A 20625-nucleotide genomic window follows, 5' to 3' on the forward strand; every position below is an offset into this window, starting at 1 on the left:
TAAGTGACCTTTTTGAGCCACTATTACACTATGGAAAGGGACGAGGCTCGGCTGATGGCATTACCACTCACTCACAAGCGTATCTTGATCGTTGAGGACGAACAGGTTTTTCGTTCCGTGCTGGTCGGTTATCTGACCTCGCTGGGCGCGGAAACCGGCGAGGCGACCAACGGTTTACAGGCGCTGAGTGCCGTCGATGACTTCAAGCCGGATCTGATTCTGTGCGATCTCGCGATGCCGGAAATGGGTGGCATCGAATTCGTTGAACACCTGCGTCTGCAGGGGCTGCAGATCCCGGTGCTGGTGATCTCCGCTACCGACAAGATGGCGGACATCGCCAAGGTGCTGCGTTTGGGCGTACAGGATGTGCTGCTGAAACCGCTGACCGATCTCAATCGCCTGCGTGAGGCGGTGCTGGCGTGTTTATACCCCAATATGTTCACCTCCCAGGCGATTGAAGAGGTTGAGCTGTTTCAGGATTGGGACGCGCTGAGCAAGAATCCTTCCGAAGCCGTCAAACTGCTTAAGCAATTGCAGCCGCCGGTGCAGCAAACCATTGCGCATTGCCGGATCAACTATCGCCAGTTAACCACGGGCGAAAATCCCGGGCTGGTGCTGGATATCGCGGCATTGTCAGAAAAAGACCTGGCGTTCTATTGCCTGGACGTCACGCGCGCCGGTGATAATGGCGTATTGGCGGCGCTGCTGTTACGCGCATTATTTAATGGGTTGCTGCAAGACCATCTGGCTAATCAACAACATCGCCTGCCGCAAATGTCGGCATTGTTAAAGCAGGTTAATCAATTATTGCGGCAGGGGAAATTAGACGGCCAATTCCCGCTGTTGCTGGGATATTATCACGCCGAAAATAAAAACCTGATTCTGGTTTCCGCCGGGCTGCATGCCAACGTCAATACCGGCGACAATCAAATTCAGCTGAGCAACGGCGTGCCGCTGGGCACGCTGGGCGCCACCTACATGAACCAGATCAGTCAACGCTGTACGGCCTGGCAATGTCAGGTATGGGGCAGCGGCGGCCGATTGCGGCTGATGCTCAGCGCCGAATAATGGACGTTGATCGGCGATATCTTAAGCTATTCACTTATCGGTAATTAAACCGTCTATTTTTTCTCCCGATTATCAGAACGGGTAATAGTCCTAAATGTTTTCTATTTGTGTTCTGGTTAATGCTCGGCGCGCATAAGCTGGTATACTCCGAAGGTTTTTTTATATCGAGCCCAAGCTCATAAAATGAGCGCTTCAGCTTTAAGAGAGGAAATAATGCCTGCTGTAAATCGCAAAGTCAGAAAAGCCGTGATCCCGGTTGCAGGCTTGGGTACGCGGATGTTGCCGGCCACCAAAGCCATTCCGAAAGAAATGTTGCCGCTGGTTGATAAACCGCTGATCCAATACGTCGTCAATGAGTGCATTGCGGCAGGGATTAACGAGATTGTGCTGGTCACCCACTCCTCCAAGAACTCGATCGAAAACCATTTTGATACCAGTTTCGAACTGGAAGCGATGCTGGAAAAACGCGTCAAGCGTCAACTGCTCGATGAAGTGCAGTCAATCTGCCCGAAGGGCGTTACCGTGATGCAAGTCCGCCAGGGGAATGCCAAAGGCTTGGGGCATGCGATTATGTGCGCCTACCCGATGGTGGGCGATGAGCCGGTCGCGGTGGTGTTGCCGGACGTGATCCTTGACGAATACAGCGCCGATCCGAAAAAAGACAACTTGCACGACATGCTGCAGCGCTTCGAAACCACCGGCATCAGCCAGATCATGGTTGAACCTGTGCCGCATAAAGATGTTGGCAACTACGGCGTAGCCGACTGTAAGGGCGTCGAATTGCATCCGGGCGAAAGCGCGCCGATGGTCAGCGTGGTCGAGAAGCCGTCGCCGGAGAAAGCGCCTTCCAACCTGGCGATTGTCGGTCGTTATGTCCTCTCCGCCGATATCTGGCCGCTGTTGGCGAAAACGCCTCCGGGCGCCGGCGACGAAATTCAGCTGACTGACAGTATCGAAATGCTGATGCAGCAGGAAACGGTGGAAGCGTATCACCTGAAAGGCGTGAGCCATGACTGCGGTAACAAACTCGGTTACATGCAGGCCTTCGTGGAATACGGCATGCGCCATGCCAGCCTGGGCAAAGAATTTTCTCAGTGGCTGCAACAGGTTGTTGCCGCTGATAAGAAGTGATTGAGTGATCTTTCGTCTTAATTTGAAAAACTAGGATTTTCACATGAAAGTAACAGTTTTTGGTATTGGTTATGTGGGGCTGGTGCAGGCCGCCGTACTGGCTGAAGTAGGCCATGACGTTATGTGTATTGACGTCGATGAGCGAAAAGTCGAAAACCTGAAAAAAGGGAATATCCCGATTTTCGAACCGGGTCTGACGCCGCTGGTGCAGCAAAACTATGAGGCCGGCCGTCTGCATTTCACCACCGATGCCAAAGCGGGCGTGGCGCACGGGACTATCCAGTTCATTGCCGTCGGCACGCCGCCGGATGAAGACGGTTCCGCCGACCTGAAGTATGTCACCGCGGTGGCGCGCACTATCGCCGAGCACATGACCGATCGCAAAGTGGTGATCGACAAATCCACCGTACCGGTCGGTACGGCGGACAAGGTGCGTCAGGTGATGGCTGAAACGCTGGCGAAACGCGGCAGCAACGTGCCGTTTGACGTGGTATCCAATCCGGAATTCCTGAAGGAAGGCGCGGCGGTGGCAGACTGCATGCGTCCTGAGCGCATCGTGATCGGTACCGACAATAAAGATGTGATCGAGCCTATTCGCGAGCTGTACGAACCGTTTAACCGCAATCACGATCGTATGATCATGATGGATATCCGCAGCGCGGAGCTGACCAAATATGCCGCTAACTGCATGCTGGCGACCAAGATCAGCTTTATGAACGAAATGTCCAACCTGGCGGAAATGCTGGGCGCGGACATTGAGAAAGTGCGTCAGGGCATCGGTTCCGACTCACGCATCGGCTATCACTTCATCTACCCGGGTTGCGGCTACGGCGGCTCTTGCTTCCCGAAAGATGTCCAGGCGCTGATCCGTACGGCGGAGCAGATCGGTTACCAACCGAAGCTGTTGCAGGCGGTAGAGCAGGTCAACTATCAGCAGAAAGACAAGCTGAACAGCTTTATCAACGACTACTTCGGCGGCGATCTGAAGGGCAAAACCTTCGCGCTGTGGGGACTGGCGTTCAAGCCGAATACCGATGACATGCGTGAAGCTTCCAGCCGCGTGCTGATGGAACAGCTGTGGGCCGCCGGCGCCACCGTTCAAGCCTACGATCCGGAGGCGATGAACGAAGTTCAGCGCATCTATGGACAGCGTGACGATTTGAAGCTGGTGGGCACCAAAGAGGCTGCATTGCACGGCGCCGATGCGTTGGTGATCTGCACCGAATGGCAGAACTTCCGCGCGCCGGACTTCGATGTGATCAAGGGCGCGTTGAAGCAGCCGGTGATCTTCGATGGCCGTAACCTGTACGATCCGGAGCGTTTGGAAAATCGCGGCTTTACCTATTACGCAATTGGCCGCGGCGCCTCGATTAAACCGGTTATTTAAGGAGTGAGCATGAAATTCCTGGTTACAGGCGCCGCAGGGTTTATTGGCTATCACGTTGCAGAGCGTTTGTTGACCGCCGGTCATCAGGTTGTCGGCATTGATAACCTGAATGATTATTATGACGTGGGCCTGAAAATGGCCCGTCTGGATCGACTGGCGGATAAGCCGGGATTCCGCTTTATCAAGCTGGATTTGGCCGATCGTGAAGGCATGGCGGCATTGTTTGCCGAGCATCAGTTCCAGCGAGTCATTCATTTGGGGGCTCAAGCCGGCGTACGTTATTCGCTGGTCAATCCGTTGGCTTATGCCGATGCTAACCTGATCGGTCATTTAAACGTTTTGGAAGGCTGCCGTCATAATAAGGTTGAGCATTTACTTTACGCCTCTTCCAGCTCGGTATATGGCCTGAATCGCAAGCTGCCGTTTGCCACCGAAGATTCTGTCGATCATCCGGTGTCACTGTATGCGGCGACTAAAAAAGCCAACGAGCTGATGTCACACAGCTATTCCCATTTATACGGTCTCCCGACGACCGGGCTGCGGTTCTTTACGGTATATGGTCCCTGGGGGCGCCCGGATATGGCGCTGTTCAAGTTTACCAAAGCCATATTGGCCGGGGAGAGCATCGACGTATATAACCACGGTGAAATGCACCGAGATTTTACTTACATCGATGATATCGCCGAGGCGATAGTGCGGTTGCAGGCGGTTATTCCGCAGGCGGATCCGTCATGGACCGTTGAACAGGGATCGCCGGCAACCAGTTCAGCGCCGTATCACGTTTATAATATCGGCAATAACACCCCCGTTAAACTGATGGAATATATCAGTGCGTTGGAGAAGGCATTGGGGGTGACGGCCCGTAAGAATATGCTGCCGATGCAACCGGGCGATGTGATGGATACCAGCGCGGATACGGAAGAGCTTTATCGTGACATTGGCTTTAAACCGGAAACCAGCGTTGAAGAGGGCGTGAAGCGCTTTGTTGACTGGTATAAGGCATTCTATCAGGTTCAATAATTGAACGCGGATAAATGCGACAGAAGGGGCCTTTGGGTCCCTTTTTTTTCGCTGCGATCTCATGTACGGCGCAAAAGCGAATTAGGATATTTACTAAAAGGAGAGAGGAATGACGGGATCAGGGTTATACGCTCTAAAAATGAAAAGGCCCCCCGCAGGGAGCCTTTCAGATACGGACTGAATCGCTATTACAGCAGGAAATCATCCAGAGATTTACCTTGCTCTTCGATTGCTTTCTTAATCACCGCAGGAGTACGGCCTTGGCCGGTCCAGGTTTTCAGTTCGCCGTTTTCGTCTTTATATTGGTATTTAGCTGGACGTGCTGCACGTTTTGCTTTGCCGGCAGCCTTGTTGGCAGCCATGGTTTGCAGCAGTTCATTTGGATCGATACCGTCAGCAATCAGCATTTCGCGGTATTGCTGCAGTTTACGAGTGCGTTCTTCGATTTCTGCTTGAGCCTGGCTGTCTTCTTCGCGACGTTCGTTCACAACAACTTCCAGTTTCTCGAGCATTTCTTCCAGCGTTTCCAGTGTGCATTCTCTTGCCTGGGCGCGCAGAGTGCGGATGTTGTTCAAAATCTTTAATGCTTCGCTCATTGTCCTAGTCTCAAATTATATTGGTGGGGGGCGTCTTGATAATAATAGAGTGCTCTTTTCTTTTCTGCAATAGCCAAATTGGCTTGAATACTCAAATTTACCTTTAAAAAAACCGTTAATCGGATCAGTCCGACTAATAATAGGAAGGGCTGTTAACTATTACCCTTGGCGCGCTTAAGTCAAAATTTCAGCAGACAGGCTTTAAAAGGCGCGTATCACAAGGCTTTCATCGATAAGTTATCGTAGTAATTTATATCAATATTACAATGAGTTCTGTGGGCTTAATCACGCCACGGCAGGCCAGACATTGTAAACAATAGGGGTATATAGGTAAAGATTGCGTCAGTAAACCTTGGCGCGTCGGTGCAGGTGATTAAATGCCCGGTATTGGGCTCGCGTATAATAGACGGGGGCTCCGCCGCGGCTGCAGCGCCAGCGAGAGGGAATGGGCAAGTCGGCATTAATGGGCAAATCACCGGGCTTAACCATTAGCAAGAATTAATAGTGATGACAGGCATACATTATCCTGTAAATAGCTGTAAAAAGAACAGGCCGACAGAACGATATGTTTCGCTTGAAAGCGCATTATTACGGCGAACGCAATATTCGTTCGCTTTGGGCTGAGGCGGGGGGCAGGTTATGGTACACTTACCGTCCTAATCAACATTTTGAATATTTCTTATACCATCGGAGTTGCGGGGCCATGGCTCAACTTTATTTTTATTACTCTGCGATGAATGCCGGCAAGTCCACCGCGCTGCTACAGTCTTCATATAACTATCAAGAGCGCGGTATGCGCACGCTGGTGTTCACTGCGGAGATCGATCACCGCTTTGGCGTAGGCAAAGTCAGTTCGCGCATTGGTTTATCCTCGCAGGCGCAGCTCTATAACAACGACTCGATGCTGTACGCCATGATCCAGCAAGAGCATCAACAGCAGCCGGTGCATTGTGTGCTGCTGGATGAAAGCCAATTCCTGACCAAAGCGCAGGTTGAGCAATTATGCGATGTGGTGGACCAACTGGACATTCCCGTATTGTGTTACGGCTTGCGTACCGATTTTCTCGGCGAGTTGTTTACCGGCAGCCAATATTTGCTGGCCTGGGCCGATAAGCTGGTGGAATTGAAAACCATCTGTCACTGCGGGCGTAAAGCCAACATGGTGTTGCGGTTGGATGAGCATGGCAAGGCGATGCACGCCGGCGAGCAGGTGGTGATTGGCGGTAACGAGAGCTATGTCTCCGTCTGTCGCAAGCATTATAAAGAGGCGATCCACTCCCTGGAGTAGGGGCGAAAATGCCGCCAGCGCCCACTGAGGCGTTTTGGCGGCGGGATAAGAAAAACCGCGCGCCAGACGCAATAAAAAACCCGCCATTCGGCGGGTTTTTTCATCGGTTCACGGAACCGTTATTTCTTGGACTTCTTTACTGCGGTTTTGGCTGCGACCGGTGCAGCCGCTTCCTCTTCCACCGTTTCGCTGAACTCGCGGCCATAGAAGGTATCCAGCATGATTTGCTTGAGTTCGGCAATCAGCGGATAGCGTGGGTTGGCGCCGGTGCATTGGTCGTCGAAAGCGTCTTCCGACAGCTTGTCGACTTTCGCCAGGAAGTCGGCTTCCTGCACACCCGCCTCACGGATGGAAGCTGGGATGCCCAACTCGGTTTTCAGCTCGTCCAGCCAGGCCAGCAACTTCTCAATCTTCTGCGCGGTGCGGTCGCCCGGTGCGCTCAGGCCGAGGTGGTCGGCGATTTCAGCGTAGCGGCGGCGCGCCTGAGGGCGGTCGTACTGGCTGAAGGCCGTCTGCTTGGTCGGGTTGTCGTTCGCGTTGTAACGAATGACGTTGGAAATCAGCATCGCGTTAGCCAGGCCGTGCGGAATGTGGAACTCCGAACCCAGTTTGTGCGCCATGGAGTGACAAACCCCGAGGAAGGCGTTGGCGAAAGCGATACCGGCGATGGTGGCGGCGTTGTGCACGCGTTCACGGGCAACCGGGTTCTTCGCGCCTTCTTTATAGCTGGCCGGCAGATACTCTTTCAACAGTTTCAACGCTTGCAGCGCCTGGCCGTCAGAGTATTCGTTCGCCAGCACCGACACGTAGGCTTCCAGCGCGTGGGTCACCGCATCCAGGCCGCCGAAGGCGCACAGGGATTTCGGCATGTTCATCACCAGGTTGGCGTCGACAATCGCCATGTCCGGGGTCAGCGCATAGTCGGCCAGCGGGTATTTCTGCCCGGTGGCGTCGTCGGTCACGACGGCGAATGGCGTGACTTCCGAACCGGTGCCTGACGTCGTGGTGATGGCGATCATCTTCGCTTTCACGCCCATTTTCGGGAACTTGTAGATACGCTTGCGGATGTCCATGAAGCGCAGCGCCAGATCCTCGAAGTGGGTTTCAGGATGTTCGTACAGCACCCACATGATTTTCGCGGCGTCCATCGGCGAACCGCCGCCCAGCGCGATGATGACGTCCGGTTTGAAGGAGTTCATCTGCTCGGCGCCTTTACGCACGATGCTCAGCGTCGGATCGGCTTCCACTTCGAAGAACACTTCGGTTTCGATGCCGTGAGACTTCAGAACCTTGGTGATCTGGTCAGCATAGCCGTTGTTGAACAGGAAACGGTCGGTCACGATGAAGGCGCGTTTCGCCCCGTCGGTCGCCACTTCTTCCAGCGCGATTGGCAGCGAGCCACGGCGGAAGTAGATCGATTTCGGAAGTTTATGCCACAACATGTTTTCTGCTCGCTTCGCTACAGTTTTCTTGTTGATCAGGTGCTTAGGTCCGACGTTTTCAGAGATGGAGTTACCACCCCAGGAACCGCAACCCAGCGTCAGCGAAGGCGCGAGTTTGAAGTTATACAGGTCGCCGATACCGCCCTGAGAAGCCGGGGTGTTGATCAGGATGCGAGCCGTTTTCATTTTATCGCCGAAGTAGGCGATGCGAGCCGTTTGGTTATCCTGGTCGGTATACAGGCAAGAGGTGTGCCCGATACCGCCCATGGCGACCAATTTTTCGGCTTTGGCGACGGCGTCTTCGAAGTCTTTGGCGCGGTACATCGCCAGCGTCGGCGACAGTTTTTCATGGGCGAAAGGTTCGGACTCGTCGACCAGCTTCACTTCGCCGATCAACACTTTGGTGTTGGCCGGCACTTTAATGCCCGCCATCTCGGCGATTTTCGGCGCGGATTGCCCGACGATGGCCGCGTTCAGGCCGCCGTTTTTCAGGATGATGTCCTGCACCGCCTTCAGTTCTTTGCCCTGCAGCAGATAGCCGCCGTGGGAAGCGAAGCGCTCGCGTACCGCATCATAGATAGCGTCAACGACGATGACCGACTGTTCGGAAGCGCAGATAACGCCGCTGTCGAAGGTTTTGGACATCAGGATAGAGGCGACCACGCGTTTGATGTCTGCGGTCTCGTCCACCACGACCGGCGTGTTACCGGCGCCTACGCCGATTGCCGGTTTGCCGGAGCTGTAAGCGGCTTTCACCATGCCCGGGCCACCGGTGGCCAGGATCAGGTTGATGTCAGGGTGGTGCATCAGCTGGTTGGACAGCTCGACGGTCGGTTGGTCGATCCAACCGATGATGTCTTTTGGCGCGCCGGCGGCGATAGCGGCTTGCAGCACGATGTCGGCGGCTTTGTTGGTGGCATTTTTCGCACGCGGGTGCGGCGAGAAGATGATGCCGTTGCGGGTTTTCAGGCTGATCAGCGCTTTGAAGATCGCGGTAGAAGTTGGGTTGGTGGTAGGAACGATACCGCAAATCAGGCCGATAGGTTCGGCGATGGTGATGGTACCGAAAGTGTCATCTTCAGACAGGATGCCACAGGTTTTTTCATCTTTATAGGCGTTGTAGATGTACTCGGAAGCGAAGTGGTTTTTGATCACTTTGTCTTCGACGATACCCATTCCGGATTCTTCCACGGCCATTTTGGCCAACGGGATACGGGCATCAGCAGCGGCGAGGGCGGCAGCGCGGAAGATTTTATCCACTTGCTCTTGAGTGAAGTTGGCATATTCGCGCTGGGCTTTTTTGACACGTGCGACAAGCTCGTTCAGTTCAGCGACATTCGTTACAGCCATAATGCTCTCCTGATAATGTTAAACTCTTTCAGTAAATAAGCCGTGCGAGCCACTAGTATAGTCGTAACGGGGATAAGCGGTGATGAGAATACCGGGGTCTTCCCGCGTTGTTTCTTCGCATGCTGCTGATTTGCTTAAAGAGCTTTACCCTACGCCAACCTGAGGGGCAGGCAGTGAGGAGAACGGAACCGGCGATGCCGCGGCCTACTTTGTTCTACTCCCTGACTACGACTAAGAGCTTACCCACTGTTGGGTAGTTGATTTGTGATCTAAATCATGAAAAGTGCAAGCTGACACCTTTCAGCTTGGTGTTTTTGAGAGTGATTCTCAATAACTGTGATCGGTGACTCTTTTTTCAACATAAAAAATCAAAAGGCCATACATCACTTTAACAAAGGGCATTTGTTTTGTTGCCTAACTTGCTGGTAGTCAAAAATGCTGCTCTGGCCGGATGGATTACCCGCGGCAATTCCATTACATTAGCGCGCATAGTCAGCACACCTTTACAGCAATTAACGCGGAGCCATCTGTGGGCCAATCTCTGTTGGATCTTTCCGGCTTTATCAAGTTCTTTGTCGGTCTGTTTGCGCTGGTCAACCCGGTGGGCATCTTGCCGGTGTTTATCAGCATGACCAGTTACCAGGCGGAGGCGGGGCGCAATAAAACCAACCTGACCGCCAACCTGTCGGTTGCCATCATTCTATGGACATCGCTGTTCCTGGGTGAAGGGATATTGCGGATGTTCGGCATCTCCATCGATTCGTTCCGCATCGCCGGCGGTATTTTGGTGGTGACCATCGCCATGTCGATGATCAGCGGCAAGCTGGGTGAAGATAAGCAGAACAAACAGGAGAAATCGGAGAGCGCGATCCGCGAAAGCATCGGCGTGGTGCCGTTAGCGCTGCCGTTGATGGCGGGGCCGGGGGCGATCAGTTCCACCATCGTGTGGAGTTCCCGTTATCACAATTGGCAAAGCCTGCTCGGCTTTACGGTGGCGATCGCCTTATTCGCTTTTTGCTGCTGGTTATTGTTCCGCGCCGCGCCGCTGTTGGTGCGTTTGCTTGGGCAGACCGGCATCAACGTGATCACCCGTATCATGGGCCTGTTGCTGATGGCGCTCGGGATCGAATTTATCGTTACCGGCATTAAGGCGATATTCCCCGGCCTGTTGTAATCGCTCTCGTTTGGCCGCGTCTCTGTCCTTGAGCGCGGCTAAAATTAATTTTAAAAGTTAAATTATTTATTGGTTCGCATTATTATAGTGCACAAGATGAATAAAATTTATGCCATTGCACTCTTATGTTGCATAAATCTCATGTTGCTGCTTAAAAAAAACGCTAAGCGTTATTTCAGACACTTTTCTTTCCCCATTTCCGCGCGTTTTCTCCTCGTTAAACGGTAAAGCTGTTGTTAAATTAATCACATCATTCTGTGGGGCTTGTCTCACTTTCATCCAGGTGTTATTAGTGATTAACCGCCTGTAGGCAGGTGTTTGTTCTTTGAATGGCTGGTTTGTTAACTGAATGTTTCTTTGTGCGGCAATGGGATTGCGTCGACAGTTTCAAATGAAACTAATTTTGAATTTTATCCTTTAAAATCAAAGTTGTTTTCATGTTTTCCTTTGCCCTTCATCACAAGGGCTGGATCGGGATTGGTGCGATAAAAGAGAATTGCTTAACATTTTTGTAAAATTTATTGGCTATGGAATTTGGCTTCTGCTAATTTCCGAGCAACTTTCCCGTGGTCAATTAACTGAAATGCGCCATAAAAACGGGAATGATTTTTGCTGGTATCCGTTTATTTAGAATTCTTATAAACACTTCACAAACTTCGATAAGCGATGCTTGTCGGTGAAAAGGAGCCTCGATTATGCAGCAAACCCTGAAGCGCACTTCTTTGACCTTGTTGATTAGCGGCGCGTTGAGCGTCATTGCCGTAAATAGCAGTTTGGCGGCGGAGGTTCCGGCCGGCGTCCAATTGGCGCAGCAGCAGAATATTGTCATCAACAACGGCAGCGAAGTGGCTTCATTGGATCCGCATAAGGTCGAGGGCGTACCCGAAAGCAATATCATTCTTAACCTGCTGGAAGGGCTGGTGAGTACCGACGCCAACGGGCATGTGGTACCGGCGGCGGCGGCGAGCTGGGAAAACCAGGATTATCGGCAATGGACCTTCCACCTGCGCCCCGGCGCGGTATGGAGCGACGGCAGCCCGGTCACCGCGCAAGACTTCGTCTACAGTTGGCAGCGCCTGGCCGATCCGAAGATCGCTTCTCCCTACGCCAGTTACCTGCAGTACACCAAAGTCGAGAATATCGACGACATCCTGACCGGCAAAAAGAGCCCGCAGACTCTCGGCGTCAAGGCGTTGGACGATCAAACGCTGCAGGTGACCCTGAGCGAACCGGTGCCGTATTTCATCAGCATGCTGAGCCACACGTCGCTCAAACCGGTCAAACGCGCGGTGGTGGAGAAATTCGGCGACAAATGGACGCTGCCCGCCAACTATGTCGGCAACGGCGCTTACCGCCTGAAAGAGTGGGTGGTGAACGAGCGCATTGTGCTGGAGCGCAGCCCGAGCTACTGGAATAACAAGCAGACGGTGATCAACCAGGCGACCTTCCTGCCGATCGCTTCTGAAGTCAGCGACGTCAATCGCTTCCGCAGCGGCGAGATCGATATCACCAACAGCGCCATTCCGCCGTACCTGTACGTCAAAATGAAGCGCGAAGTGCCCGAGCAACTGCACGTTAACCCTTATCTGTGCACTTTCTATTACGAACTCAATAACCAGCGGGCGCCGTTCACCGATCCGCGGGTGCGTGCGGCGGTGAAGATGACGCTGGATCGCGACATTATCGCCAACAAAATCATGGGCCAGGGGCAGATCCCGGCCTACAGCTTCACGCCGACCTTCACCGAAGGCGCCAACTTCACGCAGCCCGCGTGGGCCGGCTGGAGCCAGGAGCAGCGCAACGCCGAAGCCAAAAAACTGCTGGCGGAAGCGGGTTACAGCGCCGCCAAGCCGCTGAAGTTCTCGCTGCTGTACAACACCTCCGATCAAAACAAACAGCAGGCGATCGCCGCCGCATCGATGTGGAAGAAGAACCTCGGCGCCGACGTCACGCTGCGCAACCAGGAGTGGAAGACTTCGCTGGAAAGCCGCCATCAGGGGCAGTACGACGTGGCGCGCGCCACCTGGTGCGGGGATTACAACGAGCCGAGCGCCTTCCTGAACCTGGTGCTGTCCAACAGCAGCATCAACACCGTGTTTTACAAGAGCCCGGCGTTCGACGCCATCATGGCCGCCACGCTGAAGGCGCCGGATGAAGCCGCGCGCGCCGCGCTCTACCAACAGGCGGAAACGCAGTTGGACAAAGACTCCGCATTGATTCCGGTGTATTACCGCGTCAGTGCGCGTTTGATCAAACCGACGGTAGGCGGGTTCACCGGCAAAGATCCGCTGGACTATACCGACGTTAAAAATCTGTACATCATCAAGCAGTAAAAGGGGTATTCCTCACGCTGAACCGCAGGGGAATATGGGGAAGGCCCGCCGCCGCATTCGTTCCGCAGCGGCGGGAAAACAGAGTCCGCTTACGGGCAACGCAGGTTCCACGAAGAGCCTGTGATAATAAAAAACTGGAGTCGATAAGTATGACCAACATCACGAAGAAAACCCTCATTGCCGCCGGCGTCATCGCCGCGCTCGGCATCACAGCAACCACCTCCGCCTTCGCGGCCGACGTTCCTGCAGGCGTGCAACTGGCCGACAAGCAAGAAATCGTCAAAAACAACGGTTCCGAAGTGCAGTCGCTTGACCCGCATAAAATCGAGGGCGTGCCGGAAAACAACGTGACCCGCGATCTGATGGAAGGCCTGGCGAACAACAGCCCGGACGGTTCCATCGTGCCGGGCGTCGCGGAAAGCTGGGATAACAAGGATTTCAAAGTCTGGACCTTCCACCTGCGTAAAGACGCCAAATGGTCCAACGGCAAGCCGGTGACGGCGCAAGATTTCGTCTACAGCTGGCAGCGCGTGGTGGATCCGAAAACCGCGTCGCCTTACGCCAGCTACCTGCAGTACGCCCACGTAGAAAATGTCGATGACATCATCGCCGGTAAAAAAGACAAGTCGACGCTGGGCGTGAAGGCCATCGACGACCACACCTTCCAGGTGACCCTGAGCGAGCCGGTGCCTTATCTGGTTGAAATGACCCCACACTACGCCATGAAACCGGTCTATAAGGACGCGGTAGAGAAGTTTGGCGAGAAGTGGACGCTGCCGGCCAACTACGTCAGCAACGGCGCCTACAAACTGAAAGACTGGGTTGTCAACGAACGCATCGTACTGGAACGTAACCCGGAATACTGGGATAACGCCAAAACCATCATCAATAAAGTGACGTTCCTGCCTATTTCGTCGGAAGTGACCGACGTTAACCGCTACCGCACCGGTGAAATCGACATGACCTACAACAACATGCCGATCGAACTGTTCCAGAAGTTGAAGAAAGAGATCCCGAAAGAGGTGCACGTCGATCCTTATCTGTGCACCTACTATTACGAAATCAACAACCAGAAGGCGCCGTTCACCGATGCGCGCGTGCGTGAAGCGCTGAAGCTGGGCATGGACCGCGACATCATCGTCAACAAGGTGAAAAACCAGGGCGATCTGCCGGCCTACAGCTTTACGCCGCCATACACCGACGGCGCCAAGCTGACTCCGCCGGAGTGGTTCGGCTGGACGCAGGAAAAACGCAACGAAGTGGCGAAGAAACTGCTGGCGGACGCCGGCTACGGCCCGGGTAAACCGCTGACCTTCTCCCTGCTGTACAACACCTCCGACTTGCACAAGAAGCTGGCGATCGCCGCCGCCTCCATCTGGAAGAAAAACCTGGGCGTGGACGTGAAGCTGGTGAACCAGGAGTGGAAAACCTTCCTGGATACCCGCCATCAGGGCACCTATGACGTATCGCGCGCCGGCTGGTGCGCCGACTACAACGAGCCGAGCTCGTTCCTGAACATGATGCTGTCCGACAGCAGCAGTAACACCCCGCACTATAAGAGCGCCGAGTTCGACAAACTGATGGCCAACGTGTTGACCGCGAAGACCAAAGACGAACGCGCCGAGCTGTATCAGAAAGCGGAAGTGCAGCTGGATAAAGATTCCGCCATCGTTCCGCTGTATTACTACGTGAACGCCCGTTTGGTGAAACCTTACGTCGGTGGCTACACCGGCAAAGACCCGCTTGATAACGTGTACGACAAAAACCTGTACATCATCAAGCATTGATACGGTAAGAGCCGGCGGCGCAGGCCGCCGGCCCATGTTGAGAATAATAAGCCGTCATCAGGCTGTCGCACAGGGTTAGGGCAATGCTGAAATTTATACTTCGTCGCTTGTTGGAAGCGATCCCGACACTATTTATCCTTATTACCATCTCATTCTTCATGATGCGCCTCGCGCCCGGCAGTCCATTTACCGGGGAACGCGCATTGCCGCCGGAAGTCATGGCGAATATCGAAGCCAAATACCATTTGAACGACCCGATCTGGAAACAGTACGGTCATTATCTGGCGCAGCTTGCGCAGGGAGACTTCGGCCCGTCCTTTAAATACAAGGACTATTCGGTCAACGATTTGGTGGCCAGTTCTTTCCCGGTGTCCGCCAAGCTCGGCCTGGCCGCGTTTCTGTTGGCGGTGGTGCTGGGCGTTAGCGCCGGCGTGATCGCGGCGTTGAATCAAAACACCAAATGGGACTATACGGTGATGGGGTTCGCCATGACCGGGGTGGTGATACCCAGTTTCGTGGTGGCGCCGCTCTTGGTGCTGATCTTCGCGATTACGTTGAAATGGCTGCCGGGCGGCGGCTGGAACGGCGGCGCGCCTAAGTTCATCATCTTGCCGATGGTGGCGCTGTCGCTGGCCTATATCGCCAGCATCGCCCGTATCACGCGCGGCTCGATGATTGAAGTGCTGCACTCCAACTTCATTCGCACCGCGCGCGCCAAAGGTTTGCCGATGCGCCGCATCATTTTCCGCCACGCGCTGAAGCCGGCGCTGCTGCCGGTACTGTCCTACATGGGCCCGGCGTTCGTCGGGATCATCACCGGTTCGATGGTGATCGAAACCATCTACGGTCTGCCGGGGATCGGCCAGCTGTTCGTTAACGGCGCGCTGAACCGCGACTACTCCCTGGTGTTGAGCCTGACCATTCTGGTGGGCGCTCTGACCATTCTGTTCAACGCGATCGTCGATGTGCTGTATGCGGTCATCGATCCGAAAATCCGTTATTAATCTGGAGCACGCGAATGATGTTGACTAAAAAGAACAGCGAAGCTCTGGAGCACTTCAGCGAGAAGCTGGAAGTGGAAGGGCGCAGCCTGTGGCAAGACGCGCGTCGGCGCTTTATGCACAACCGCGCGGCGGTCGGCAGCCTGTTCATTCTGGCGCTGATCACGCTGTTTGTGGTGCTGGCGCCGATGCTGTCGCAATTTGCCTACGACGATACGGATTGGGCGATGATGTCCGCCGCGCCGAGCATGGAATCGGGGCACTACTTCGGCACCGACTCCTCCGGGCGTGATCTGCTGGTGCGCGTGGCGATCGGCGGGCGCATCTCGCTGATGGTCGGCGTGGCCGCCGCGCTGGTGGCGGTAGTGGTGGGCACCCTGTACGGCGCGATGTCCGGCTATCTGGGCGGTAAGGTCGACTCGGTGATGATGCGCCTGCTGGAGATCCTCAACTCCTTCCCGTTCATGTTCTTCGTTATCCTGCTGGTGACCTTCTTTGGTCAGAATATCCTGCTGATCTTCGTGGCGATCGGCATGGTGTCGTGGCTGGATATGGCGCGTATCGTGCGCGGGCAAACCCTTGGCCTGAAGCGCAAGGAGTTCATCGAAGCGGCGCTGGTGTGCGGCGTCTCCACGCGCAACATCGTGCTGCGGCATATCGTGCCTAACGTGCTCGGCGTGGTGGTGGTGTATGCCTCGCTGCTGGTGCCGAGCATGATCCTGTTCGAATCCTTCCTCAGCTTCCTGGGGTTGGGCACGCAGGAACCGTTGAGCAGCTGGGGCGCATTGCTCAGCGACGGCGCCAACTCAATGGAAGTTTCACCGTGGTTGCTGCTGTTCCCGGCGGGTTTCCTGGTCGTCACTCTGTTCTGTTTCAACTTTATCGGCGATGGCCTGCGTGACGCCCTCGACCCGAAAGATCGTTAAGGAGTGCAACCATGAGCACCATTGAACATCCTCAACTGCAAACCGCCACCGGCGTCAAAGCGTCGCCGCTGCTGGACGTGAAAGACCTGCGTGTCACGTTTTCCACCCCGGACGGCGACGTGACGGCGGTGAACGATCTGAACTTCGATCTGCGCGCCGGTGAAACGCTGGGCATCGTCGGTGAATCCGGCTCCGGCAAATCGCAGACCGCGTTCGCCCTGATGGGACTGCTGGCCAGCAATGGCCGCATCGGCGGCTCGGCCAAATTCAACGGCCGTGAAATCCTCAACCTGCCGGAAAATCAGCTCAACAAACTGCGGGCCGAGGAAATCTCGATGATCTTCCAGGACCCGATGACCTCGCTGAACCCTTATATGCGCGTTGGCGAACAGCTGATGGAAGTGCTGATGCTGCATAAGAAAATGAGTAAAAGCGAAGCCTTCGAAGAGTCGGTGCGCATGCTCGACGCGGTGAAAATGCCGGAAGCGCGCAAGCGCATGCGCATGTACCCGCACGAGTTTTCCGGCGGCATGCGCCAGCGCGTGATGATCGCCATGGCGCTGCTGTGCCGGCCGAAGCTGCTGATCGCCGATGAACCGACCACCGCGCTGGACGTGACCGTCCAGGCGCAGATCATGACGTTGCTCAACGAGCTGAAGCGCGAGTTCAACACCGCCATCATCATGATCACCCACGATCTGGGCGTGGTGGCCGGCATCTGCAACAAGGTGCTGGTGATGTACGCCGGGCGTACCATGGAATACGGCAGTGCGCGCGAGGTGTTCTACCAGCCGAGCCACCCGTACTCCATCGGTCTGTTGAACGCGGTGCCGCGTCTCGACGCCGAAGGCGAGGCGTTGCTGACCATTCCCGGCAACCCGCCGAACCTGCTGCGGTTGCCGAAAGGCTGCCCGTTCCAGCCGCGCTGCCCGTACGCCATGGAACAGTGCGCGAGCGCTCCGCCGTTGGAGCAATTTGGGGAAGGGCGCCTGCGCGCCTGCTTTAAACCGGTGGAGGCGTTGGTATGACAGCGGTAACTGACAAGAAAGTGCTGCTCGAAGTGGCCGATCTGAAAGTGCACTTCGACATTCATGACGACAAGCAGTGGTTCTGGCAGCCGCCGAAAACCCTGAAGGCGGTCGACGGCGTTACGCTGCGGCTGTTCGAGGGGGAAACCCTGGGCGTGGTCGGCGAATCCGGCTGCGGCAAATCCACCTTCGCGCGCGCCATCATCGGCCTGGTGAAGGCCACCAGCGGGCGCGTCGCCTGGCTGGGTAAAGATCTGCTGGGCATGAGCGACGCCGACTGGCGCAAAACCCGCAGCGATATCCAGATGATCTTCCAGGATCCGCTGGCTTCGCTCAACCCGCGCATGACCATCGGCGAAATCATCGCCGAGCCGCTGCGCACCTACTACCCGAAAATGCCGCGTCAGGAAGTGAAGGACAAGGTCAAGGCGATGATGCTGAAGGTCGGCCTGCTGCCTAATCTGATCAACCGTTATCCGCACGAGTTCTCCGGCGGCCAGTGCCAGCGTATCGGCATCGCGCGTGCGCTGATCCTCGAACCGAAGCTGGTGATCTGCGACGAGCCGGTCTCCGCGTTGGACGTGTCGATTCAGGCGCAGGTGGTGAACCTGCTGCAGCAGCTGCAGCGCGAAATGGGGCTGTCATTGATCTTTATCGCCCACGATTTGGCGGTGGTGAAGCACATTTCCGATCGCGTGCTGGTGATGTATCTGGGCCATGCGGTGGAGCTGGGCACCTATGACGAGGTGTACCACAATCCGCAGCACCCTTACACCAAGGCGCTGATGTCGGCGGTGCCGATCCCGGATCCGGACAAGGAGAAGGAAAAGCAGATCCAGCTGTTGGAAGGGGAGCTGCCTTCGCCGATCAACCCGCCGTCCGGCTGCGTGTTCCGCACCCGCTGCCCGATCGCCGGGCCGGAGTGCGCCAAGACGCGCCCGCTGCTGGAGGGCAGTTTCCGCCATGCGGTTTCGTGCCTGAAGGTCGATCCGCTGTAATGCGCCGCTAGCCGGCAACAAAAAGCCCCGCTTATTCAGCGGGGCTTTTTTTATCCGAAACGTTAGCGGTGAATCACTCTTTCCACAGAATGTGGCACAGCTTGTGGTCTTTCTCGCGGCAGATCAGCACGCGGGCGAACACGTCGTTGATCGGCTCGCCGTCGCTGTCCGCCAGACCGATCACCACTTCGGCGAAGAAGTCCGGGTTCAGGTCGTAATCCACGTGCTCGCTCCAGTCTTCGGAGGGGTCGTACAGTTCTGCGCCGCCGCGCTCTTCAAACTGCAGATTGAACAGCAGAATATCCGCCGGATCCAGATTGTCGCTGGCCAATTCGAGGAAGATGTCGTAGGCCTGTTCCAGCGTTTCGTCTTCGGTAAGGCGGTTATTCAAATCCATAAAAAAATCCTGATAACAAATGATTTGGCGCTATTAAAGCACGCTCGCCGCGGCTTTTACAGCAACGGGCTGAAAAAGTAGAACAGGCGCTCGACCAGGCGGTGCCAGAATGGCCGCTTCAGCCACTCTTTGGCGTTCAGCAGCTTGGAGCGAGCGATGTAATCTTCCTGCACGCAGGCCAGATCGCTGCCGAAGCCGTCGTCGTCGATCACCAGGGTGATTTCGAAATTCAGCCACAGGCTGCGCATATCCAGATTGACGGTGCCGACCAGGCTGAGCTGGCCGTCGACCAGCACGCTCTTGGTGTGCAGCAGGCCGCCTTCGAACTGATAGATTTTCACGCCGGCTTCCAGCAGCTCGGAGAAGAACGCCCGGCTGGCCCAGCGCACCATCATCGAATCGTTGTCGCGCGGCACGATGATGCTGACCTCGACGCCGCGCAGAGCGGCGGTGCAGATGGCGTGCAGCAGATCGTCGCTCGGCACGAAGTACGGCGTGGTCATGATCAGCTGTTCGCGCGCGGAATAAACCGCGGTCAGCAGCGCCTGGTGGATCATTTCCTCGGGGAAGCCGGGGCCGGAGGCGATCACCTGAATGGTGTGGCCGCTTTCCTGCTCGAACGGCATGATGTTGACGTCCGGCGGCGGCGGCAGAATGCGCTTGCCGGTTTCAATTTCCCAGTCGCAGGCATAGACGATGCCCATGGTGGTGGCCACCGGGCCTTCCATGCGCGCCATCAGATCGATCCATTGACCGACGCCCGCATCCTGTTTGAAATAGCGTGGATCGACCATGTTCATGCTGCCGGTATAGGCGATGTAGTTGTCGATCAGCACCACCTTGCGGTGCTGGCGCAGATCCATGCGGCGCAGGAATACGCGCAGCAGGTTGACCTTCAGCGCTTCGACCACTTCGATGCCGGCGTTGCGCATCATCGCCGGGTAGGGGCTGCGGAAAAATTGCAGGCTGCCGGCGGAGTCCAGCATCAGACGGCAGTGTACGCCGCGCCGCGCGGCGGCCATCAGCGATTCGGCCACCTGATCGACCAGGCCGCCGGGCTGCCAGATATAGAACACCATTTCGATGTTGTGGCGCGCCAGCTCGATGTCGCGGATCAGCGCTTTCAGCGTGTCGTCGGTGGTGGTGAGTAACTGAAGCTGGTTGCCCTTGACGCCGTCGATGCCCTGGCGGCGGTTGCACAGCTGGAACAGCGGTTCGGCGACTTTACTGTATTCGGTGGCGAAGATGCGGCGGCTCTCTTTCAGCTCTTTCAGCCAGCGCGCGGTCGACGGCCACATGGCCTTGGCGCGCTCGGCCCGGCGCTTGCCCAGATGCAGCTCGCCGAAAGATAAATAGGCGACGATGCCGAACAGCGGCAGAATATAGATAACCAGCAACCAGGCCATGGCAGAGGGAACCGCACGGCGTTTCATCAAAATGCGCATCGTCACGCCGGCGATCAGCAGCCAGTAGCCGAACACCATGAGCCAACTGATTACGGTATAAAATGTTGTCATAAAGGCGAAAAATCCCGTTCGCAAACCACCAATGATGAGTGTACGCACAGATCGGTCAAGGCGAAACCTTTTATCGGCGCTTATGTTACATAAATATGATGAAGTTAAGGCACTTGCCGAAACCGAAAGGGCGGCTTTTAGCGGCGCGGCGCCTGCGATGTCGCCGATAACGGCGACTTGGA

General features: G+C 55.6%; 16 protein-coding genes. 12 read left to right on the forward strand and 4 right to left on the reverse strand.

Features of this window, described 5'->3' with window-relative positions; all coding sequences use genetic code 11:
* Nucleotides 1–54 precede the first annotated feature (54 nt).
* The 4 genes from rssB (at nt 55) to ACJ8PE_RS04415 (ending at nt 4606) form a co-directional block, all read left to right on the forward strand.
* Nucleotides 55–1068, forward strand: coding sequence for a two-component system response regulator RssB (rssB, locus tag ACJ8PE_RS04400; protein ID WP_004932178.1), 1014 nt, complete (start codon nt 55–57; stop codon nt 1066–1068).
* A gap of 213 nt (nt 1069–1281) precedes the next feature.
* Nucleotides 1282–2199, forward strand: a complete 918-nt coding sequence (gene galU / locus ACJ8PE_RS04405) for a UTP--glucose-1-phosphate uridylyltransferase GalU (protein ID WP_033650221.1) — start codon at nt 1282–1284, stop codon at nt 2197–2199.
* A 43-nt stretch (nt 2200–2242) separates the two neighbouring features.
* Nucleotides 2243–3586, forward strand: coding sequence for a UDP-glucose dehydrogenase family protein (locus ACJ8PE_RS04410; protein WP_042784706.1), 1344 nt, complete (start codon nt 2243–2245; stop codon nt 3584–3586).
* Between the two features lie 9 nt (nt 3587–3595).
* Nucleotides 3596–4606, forward strand: coding sequence for an NAD-dependent epimerase (locus ACJ8PE_RS04415; protein WP_033650223.1), 1011 nt, complete (start codon nt 3596–3598; stop codon nt 4604–4606).
* A 188-nt stretch (nt 4607–4794) separates the two neighbouring features.
* Here ACJ8PE_RS04415 and hns read toward each other — a convergent pair whose 3' ends face one another.
* On the reverse strand, nt 4795–5202 hold the full coding sequence (gene hns / locus ACJ8PE_RS04420) for a histone-like nucleoid-structuring protein H-NS (RefSeq protein WP_004932170.1): 408 nt from the start codon (nt 5200–5202) through the stop codon (nt 4795–4797).
* Nucleotides 5203–5905: 703 nt separating this feature from the next.
* Between hns and ACJ8PE_RS04425 the strand changes: the two genes are divergently transcribed.
* Nucleotides 5906–6490, forward strand: a complete 585-nt coding sequence (locus ACJ8PE_RS04425) for a thymidine kinase (RefSeq protein WP_033643301.1) — start codon at nt 5906–5908, stop codon at nt 6488–6490.
* Nucleotides 6491–6609: 119 nt separating this feature from the next.
* Here the strand turns inward: ACJ8PE_RS04425 and adhE are convergent, their stop codons facing one another.
* A complete protein-coding gene (gene adhE, locus ACJ8PE_RS04430) occupies nt 6610–9282 on the reverse strand; it encodes a bifunctional acetaldehyde-CoA/alcohol dehydrogenase (RefSeq protein ID WP_046898916.1) in 2673 nt (890 codons plus the stop codon).
* A gap of 529 nt (nt 9283–9811) precedes the next feature.
* On the opposite strand from adhE, the gene ACJ8PE_RS04435 reads away from it, so the two are divergent.
* From ACJ8PE_RS04435 to oppF, 7 genes are all read left to right on the forward strand, one after another.
* A complete protein-coding gene (locus ACJ8PE_RS04435; protein ID WP_015378089.1) occupies nt 9812–10456 on the forward strand; it encodes a YchE family NAAT transporter in 645 nt (214 codons plus the stop codon).
* 695 nt (nt 10457–11151) lie between these two features.
* A complete protein-coding gene (locus ACJ8PE_RS04440) occupies nt 11152–12789 on the forward strand; it encodes an ABC transporter substrate-binding protein (RefSeq protein ID WP_033650226.1) in 1638 nt (545 codons plus the stop codon).
* Between the two features lie 149 nt (nt 12790–12938).
* Nucleotides 12939–14576 carry an oligopeptide ABC transporter substrate-binding protein OppA gene (gene oppA / locus ACJ8PE_RS04445; RefSeq protein WP_197759766.1) on the forward strand — a complete coding sequence of 546 codons (1638 nt, stop codon included), beginning with the start codon at nt 12939–12941 and terminating at the stop codon, nt 14574–14576.
* 83 nt (nt 14577–14659) lie between these two features.
* Nucleotides 14660–15580, forward strand: coding sequence for an oligopeptide ABC transporter permease OppB (gene oppB / locus ACJ8PE_RS04450; RefSeq protein ID WP_004932150.1), 921 nt, complete (start codon nt 14660–14662; stop codon nt 15578–15580).
* A gap of 14 nt (nt 15581–15594) precedes the next feature.
* On the forward strand, nt 15595–16503 hold the full coding sequence (oppC, locus tag ACJ8PE_RS04455) for an oligopeptide ABC transporter permease OppC (RefSeq protein ID WP_033643297.1): 909 nt from the start codon (nt 15595–15597) through the stop codon (nt 16501–16503).
* An 11-nt stretch (nt 16504–16514) separates the two neighbouring features.
* Nucleotides 16515–17531: an ABC transporter ATP-binding protein gene (locus ACJ8PE_RS04460; RefSeq protein WP_033650227.1), complete on the forward strand. Its 1017-nt coding sequence runs from the start codon at nt 16515–16517 to the stop codon at nt 17529–17531.
* A complete protein-coding gene (gene oppF / locus ACJ8PE_RS04465) occupies nt 17528–18529 on the forward strand; it encodes a murein tripeptide/oligopeptide ABC transporter ATP binding protein OppF (protein ID WP_019452737.1) in 1002 nt (333 codons plus the stop codon). Before ACJ8PE_RS04460 ends, oppF begins: the two co-directional genes overlap by 4 nt.
* A 73-nt stretch (nt 18530–18602) precedes the next feature.
* On the opposite strand, the gene ACJ8PE_RS04470 is transcribed toward oppF, so the two are convergent.
* Both ACJ8PE_RS04470 and cls read right to left on the reverse strand, forming a co-directional pair.
* Nucleotides 18603–18926, reverse strand: a complete 324-nt coding sequence (locus ACJ8PE_RS04470) for an HI1450 family dsDNA-mimic protein (protein ID WP_197792562.1) — start codon at nt 18924–18926, stop codon at nt 18603–18605.
* A gap of 56 nt (nt 18927–18982) precedes the next feature.
* Entirely contained in the window at nt 18983–20443 is a 1461-nt protein-coding gene (gene cls / locus ACJ8PE_RS04475) for a cardiolipin synthase (protein ID WP_033643295.1), read from the reverse strand.
* Between the last annotated feature and the right edge of the window lie 182 nt (nt 20444–20625).

Source organism: Serratia sp. CY74737 (assembly GCF_052166775.1).
Lineage (GTDB): Bacteria > Pseudomonadota > Gammaproteobacteria > Enterobacterales > Enterobacteriaceae > Serratia > Serratia ureilytica.